Raw genomic sequence first — 6402 nt, 5'->3', positions numbered from 1 at the left:
CCCACAGGGACGGCTAAAGTTTCTATAAAAGGATATGTGAGATTAGTCGGAGATGATGAAGAGATTCTCGATCACTCCAACATTACTGTCAGTATATACAATTTAGCTAATTTAGATCAGGATATAGCAAGTATTAACAGAGATTACCCTCATATTGGGGTACAGATCTCACAGGTAACAGAATTCGACCATAGATCGCATTATCCCATTGCATCAGGATTAACCGATGTTAATGGCTCTTTCGAGATCAAAGATATTGCAAGTGGTACATACAATTTTGTTGCCCGAAAAGAAGGATGGGGATTTATATATAAACATAATGTAGATATTGAAAAAGGAACAACCAATATATCGACTTATAATGAACCAATTTTTCTATATCCGGAAGTACTTATAGTTAACAATGTATTTGAGGAAATGATATTAGAGTCAAACCGGCACTATATATTTGAGGAAAATACAGTGTTTCATAATGGCTCTCATCTTGTTATCAAACCCGGGACAGTTTTAAGAATTAATCCTTTAAGAAGTATTACTATTATGGGTGGATTAACAGCTGAATATTTATCGGGAGAATACTTCAAGGTTACATCTAATGATGGTTTTCATCCAGTAAATTCAGACATTTCTAATTATGCTAATGTTACAATCGAATCAACTGCATCAATTACCAATAATAAACTATCAGGAGGAATATTTTCTTTTGGTAATTTCGGTATTATTTTGAAGACCAGTGGAATTGAAATAGAAAATGTGATATTCAATAATAAATTAACAGGTTGTTATGCTATGCAAATAAATGATGTTATGATCAATAGAGTATTGTTTCGCGGGTCTCAGGATGAGAACAATGCATCTCTCTATACAGAGAACATGAATGATAGCATTGTAAAAAATAGTATTTTTGCTAACAACCTGAGAGGCGCCAGAATTCAAAACTCCGAGAATAATCTGTTAACTAACAATTATTTTATCAATAACGAGAACATATCCCTATTGCATTGGTTTTATTCTAATAATGTTATAGAAGAGAGTATTTTTTCAAATACACAAGTAGGAATACTCAATAGTGGAGGTAGCAGTGTTTCTATACAGAGGAATGTAATCAGTGCTGTGATAGGCGTAAACAATATTGATTATCTTTCTTCAGGAGGATATGCTTTCCCTACGATAAACTACAATAATTTCGATTGTTCTGAATATGCTGTAAGAACTCGTTATGCCGGTCCTATCAGATATCATGATGCTACTCATAATTACTGGGGTACTACGGTTGTCTCGGAAATAGAAGAATTGATATGGGATAAAAATGATGAACCGGAAACAAACACTATTAATAATGCATATATCGATTATGTCCCTTTCTTAAATCAACCGTATGAGGGGGCGGGTATACAGGAAGAGTAAGATGGTTCGAGGAGAAAGTGATTAGCTATTAGCTATGCAGTTATTAGTAGATGGAAGTGTAGTAAAGGAATTGAGAATTGAGAATTGAGAAGAGTGAAATGAAGAAGATTCAATTGATCGTGGGGGCGAGACCGAACTTTATGAAGATCGCACCCCTTTACAGAGAATTAGAAAAAAAGAAAGATATATTTAAGGTTAGCTTGATACATACCGGGCAGCATTATGATGAAAAGATGTCGGAGCTCTTTTTCGATGATCTGGAGATGCCTAAACCGGATGTTTATCTCAATGTCGGGTCGGGAACTCATGGCGAACAGACTGCCAGAATAATCGAAAGGTATGAAGAATTCATTCTTTCTTCCACTCCACCCGATCTGGTTGTGGTTGCCGGTGATGTCAATTCAACTTTTGCCTGTGCCCTGGTAGCCAAAAAACTCTGCATTCCAGTAGCACATCTGGAGGCAGGGCTGCGAAGTTATGATGAAAGAATGCCGGAAGAGATCAACAGGGTATTGACAGACAGGATCTCCGATATTCTACTCACTCCATCTATCGATGCCAATAAGAATTTAGAGAAAGAGGGGATTGATCCGAAAAAGATCTTTTTTGTCGGCAATATAATGATAGATTCTCTGGTTGAACAGCTGGAAAAGGCGAAGAAATCAAAGATAAAAAAAACATTGGGATTGGACAATGACGAGCAGTATATACTAACTACATTGCACCGACCATCCAATGTCGATGAGAGAGAGGGGCTGAAAACAATACTTTATGCCTTTGCTGAGATCGGAAAGAGTATCAAGATCATCTTCCCCATGCATCCCAGAACACAAAAAAATATTGACCGGCTGGGATTAGCCGAAATGGTTGAAAATACACCGGGACTTTTGATAAGTGAACCTATCGGCTATCATGATTTTATAAAAATGGAGATGGAGGCGTCTCTTGTGCTTACCGATTCGGGAGGAATACAGGAAGAAACTACCTATTTCGGCATTCCCTGTCTAACACTGAGAGAGAACACGGAGAGACCGATAACTATTACACAAGGAACGAATCAATTAGTCCAACTCGATACAGAGAGTATTGTCAACGCTACCCTGGATGTCCTGAAGAGAAAAAGAAAGAAAAGAACAGTTCCAAAATTCTGGGATGGGAAAACGGGGGAGAGGGTCGTTGAAGTAATTGTAAGGTATTTCGACGAAGAAAAAAGTAGTTACTAGCTACTAGTTACTAGTTACCAGTGAAAACAAAAAATCAACATTATGAGTATAAAATGAGAACACACAAAGATCTGGTCTTATGGCAAAAGAGCGTGATTTTTGTTACAAATATCTATGATGTAACTACAAAATTTCCTAAGTCAGAGATTTATGGGATTACTAATCAAATGAGAAGAGCAGCGGTGTCCATTCCATCAAATATAGCTGAAGGTTCTGGCAGAAGATCTCAAAAGGAATTGATACAATTTCTGCATATTGCTTTAGGATCAATGGCAGAATTAGAAACTCAACTAATTATCTCATTGAATTTATCGTTCATAACTCCTGACTCTTATAGGAACTTGTCAGATGAGTTATCTGAATTATCCAAGATGACCATTAGTTTAATCAGATCACTTTCTAAGGAGAAATTTTAACTAGTAACTAGTAACTGAAATGAAAGATTTTACTTACACAACTTACAGATCCTTATTGCAGAAGCTCAGGGAAGCGGGTTATGCCTTTCAACGGCTGGAGGACTTTTGTGAGAAGCCGGGGAAGAGGGTGGTGATTATGCGGCATGATGTTGATATCTGGAGTAAGAAGGCGCTTCCCTTTGCCCGGTTGGAGATTGAGCTGGGTATTCAGGCATCTTACTATTTTAGGATCTTATACCGCTGTTTTGAACCGTCTGTGGTGAGAGAGATTGTTTCCTTAGGGCATGAGATAGGTTATCATTATGAGGAACTAACCTATCATAACGGTAATATGAAGAAAGCGATCAAATCTTTCGAAAACAATCTGGCAAAATTGAGAGAATTCTATCCTGTAAAGACCATCTGCATGCATGGAAGAAGTGGCTCACCTCATGATAACAGGGATTTGTGGAAATCATACGATATCAGTAAATACGATCTTGTTTGCGAACCTTACCTCAATCTTGATTTTAATAGAGTCCTTTATCTGTCAGACACAACTCAGAGCTGGAATGATAGCAATATTGCGGTGAGAGATAAGGTTGAATCAGGTTACGATTTTTCGTTTCGGACAACTTTCGATATCATAGATAGTGTTGATGAATTACCCGACCAGATAATGTTTAATGTACATCCGGATATCTGGGCGGAGAGTTTGGGGGAGTGGTTGTTTTTGAGGTATTTTGTGGGTTTTCATAGTTTGTATAAAAAATATTATAGGAATAAGAAAGTAAAGAGAAGTAATCAGTAATCTGTGATAGGAAAAAAAATGTTACGGGTGATGGGTTACGTGTTACGGGAAAAACTTGAGGGAGTGTAGCAAGAAAGGAATAAATGCCCCGTAGGGGTATGAAATATAACAGCCAGACATTTCAATGTCTGGGATTGGTTAATCTATACCCACCCGCCTCCCAAATGTGACTTCGTCCCATCCCTGCGACTGAAGTCGCAGGCTATTATATGTCACCCATCGCTAATGCTCAGGGTTTAAGCGATGACGTTAAGCAAGGAAAATGGTTAAAAAAAGTGGAGAAAGAGAGAGTTAGATATGCGATGATGACCAATGATGTGGAGACGACATCATTATGGCATAATACTCTGCGGGATGAGACGGTTCCCTATCTGTTGAAGGAAGGGATGCCGCAGCTTCTGGAGATCTATGAAAAGCACGGAGTAAAGAGTACTTTCTTTTTTACCGGCTATATAGCTGGTAAGTTTCCCGAGATAGTTAAGATGATTCTGCCCTATGGTCATGAAGTTGGTTGTCACGGACTGTCACATAAACCGGAAGAGGCATTTGATGTTCTGAGTTATCAAGAACAGGTCAGGCATCTGAAAGAAGCGAAGAAGATATTGGAAGATATTGCCGGTGAGAGTGTTATCTCATTTCGTGCTCCCGCTCTAAGGGTTAATAGAGATACTCATAAAGCATTGGAAGAGACAGGATTTCTGATCGATAGTTCGCTCGCTTCTCAAAGATTTGATTTTTTTCTCTCTTTTGGTGGGTTAAAAAAACTTAAATGGTTCTTTTCACCGAGGTTGCCATATAAAACTGAAAAGGGTGACCTGTTCAGAAGAGGAGATAGTTCTATAATAGAAGTGCCAATTTCTGCTCTGTTAGTTCCCTATCTCGGAACTTCACTGAGGATCATGCCCGCTGTAACGAAGATAGTGAGATATCTGCTGCACTGGGAGAATGGTTTCAATAGTAAACCGGTCGTATTTGTGATCCATCCCAATGAATTGATCGAGGAGTTTGCTGAAAAAAGGGAGTTCACCAGAAGGGCTAAGGGATTAGTTTCCTATTTATGGAGTGATCTTCTGAGAAATAAAATGAAATTGAAGAATCTGGGAAGAAAAGCAGGGGTGATGTTGGAGAAGGAGATTGAGTTTTTGAAAAAGAGGGGATATAGGTTTGTGACGGTGAAGGAATACTGTAAAAACCGTGATCTGTGATCAGTAATCAGTGATCGGAAAAAAGCCAGAGGGAGTGAAGCAAGGATTTAACCACGGATTCACACAGATTAGAAAAAGATATACACGGATGCACCTGCGGAAGATTAGCAAGAGGAAATGATTAAAACGCCCCAGCGGAAGAAAAAAATCGAGGGAGCAGAAATAGTAAGTAGTAGATATTATGTAGTAGGTAGAAAAGACCATTGGATAGGGATGCGAGTCCTTTGGAAGAATAGCAGGAAGAAAAGATAAAAATGTCCCAGCGGAAGGAGAAGCAAGGATTTAACCACGGATTCACACAGATTAGAAAAAGATATACACGGATGCACCTGCGGAAGCTTAGCAAGAGGAAATGATTAAAACGCACCAGCGGAAGGAGAAGCAAGTCCATTGGGAGTGGAGCAAGGGGATTGGAACGCTGGCTTTAGCCGGTCTCAGAAGTAAAGAAACCTGAACAGACTAAGAAAGAGAGAGTCGATATGAAAGATTATTTGGAATTGAAAAAGCATAAGATTGATAATCATAAGATCATGCCGTTTTTGCAATCAGTGGAAAGTGCTGCCAGAAGGCACGGATATAAGGGATTCTTAGCTAAAACAAGGTTTCTTATACGGAGATTGATTGATCATTATCTGCAAGTTTGTGCCAGAACTGCACCTTACAATGGTGTTAGGTTAAAGCTACAACGAATGCGAGGGGTAAAGATCGGCAAAAATGTCCAAATGGGTCCTTTGGTAACAATAGATGATGCTTATCCTAACTTTGTGATCATTGAAGACGGTGTTGGTATCTCGGGTTCTAATTACATCCTAACTCATAGTAAACCGTGGGAATATCATAAAAATGTCTCGGAAGCTTTTATTGCACCGGTAGTGATCAAGAAAAATGCCTGGATCGGGATCGGGGCTATATTACTACCCGGGATAACTATTGGAGAAGGGGCTATAGTAGCGGCAGGATCAGTAGTGACGAAGGATGTACCGCCGAATACATTGGTTGGTGGGATGCCGGCGAAGTTGATCAGAGAGTTTGAGATGAAGGATGGGATACCGATCGGGTTTAAAAGTTGATTTTATCCACGAATGCACACTAATTATTCCACTGATGAACACGAATAAAAAAAGTTATGTGTTACGAGTTACGGGAAAAGTCTGAGGAAGCTTAACTGCGATACAGCAATTGACAATGTATAATGTAGAATGTATAATGAAAACTATATAAGCGAAGCTAGTCCATTGGAAGGATTAGCAAGAAGAAAAGTGTCAGGGGTTATTGAATAGTAATTAAGAGTAAAAAGTTATTTAGAAATATATAAAGAACGGAGCAGAAATGCTCCGTTTTTTTTATGTTCTGTTTTAAAT

6 protein-coding genes are annotated in these 6402 nt (G+C 38.7%); all 6 read left to right on the top strand.

Features of this window, described 5'->3' with window-relative positions:
* The coding region (locus K0B81_09640) for a right-handed parallel beta-helix repeat-containing protein (GenBank protein ID MBW6516854.1) at window positions 1-1407 on the top strand (1407 nt) is incomplete at its 5' end.
* Window positions 1408-1505: 98 nt separating this feature from the next.
* Window positions 1506-2630 (top strand): UDP-N-acetylglucosamine 2-epimerase (non-hydrolyzing), encoded by a 1125-nt coding sequence (wecB, locus tag K0B81_09635; GenBank protein ID MBW6516853.1) that lies wholly within the window; start codon window positions 1506-1508, stop codon window positions 2628-2630.
* A 53-nt stretch (window positions 2631-2683) separates the two neighbouring features.
* A complete protein-coding gene (locus tag K0B81_09630) occupies window positions 2684-3046 on the top strand; it encodes a four helix bundle protein (GenBank protein MBW6516852.1) in 363 nt (120 codons plus the stop codon).
* 19 nt (window positions 3047-3065) lie between these two features.
* Complete coding sequence (locus K0B81_09625) at window positions 3066-3836, top strand: hypothetical protein (GenBank protein MBW6516851.1); 771 nt, start codon at window positions 3066-3068, stop codon at window positions 3834-3836.
* Between the two features lie 386 nt (window positions 3837-4222).
* Window positions 4223-5041, top strand: a complete 819-nt coding sequence (locus K0B81_09620) for a polysaccharide deacetylase family protein (GenBank protein MBW6516850.1) — start codon at window positions 4223-4225, stop codon at window positions 5039-5041.
* Between the two features lie 479 nt (window positions 5042-5520).
* Window positions 5521-6111, top strand: a complete 591-nt coding sequence (locus tag K0B81_09615) for an acyltransferase (protein MBW6516849.1) — start codon at window positions 5521-5523, stop codon at window positions 6109-6111.
* Window positions 6112-6402: the final 291 nt, after the last annotated feature.

This window comes from Candidatus Cloacimonadota bacterium, assembly GCA_019429305.1.
In the GTDB taxonomy this organism is placed as follows: Bacteria; Cloacimonadota; Cloacimonadia; order Cloacimonadales; family JAJBBL01; genus JAHYIR01.
Note: the sequence above shows the minus strand (reverse complement) of the source record. Positions and strands in the feature narration are given on the sequence as shown.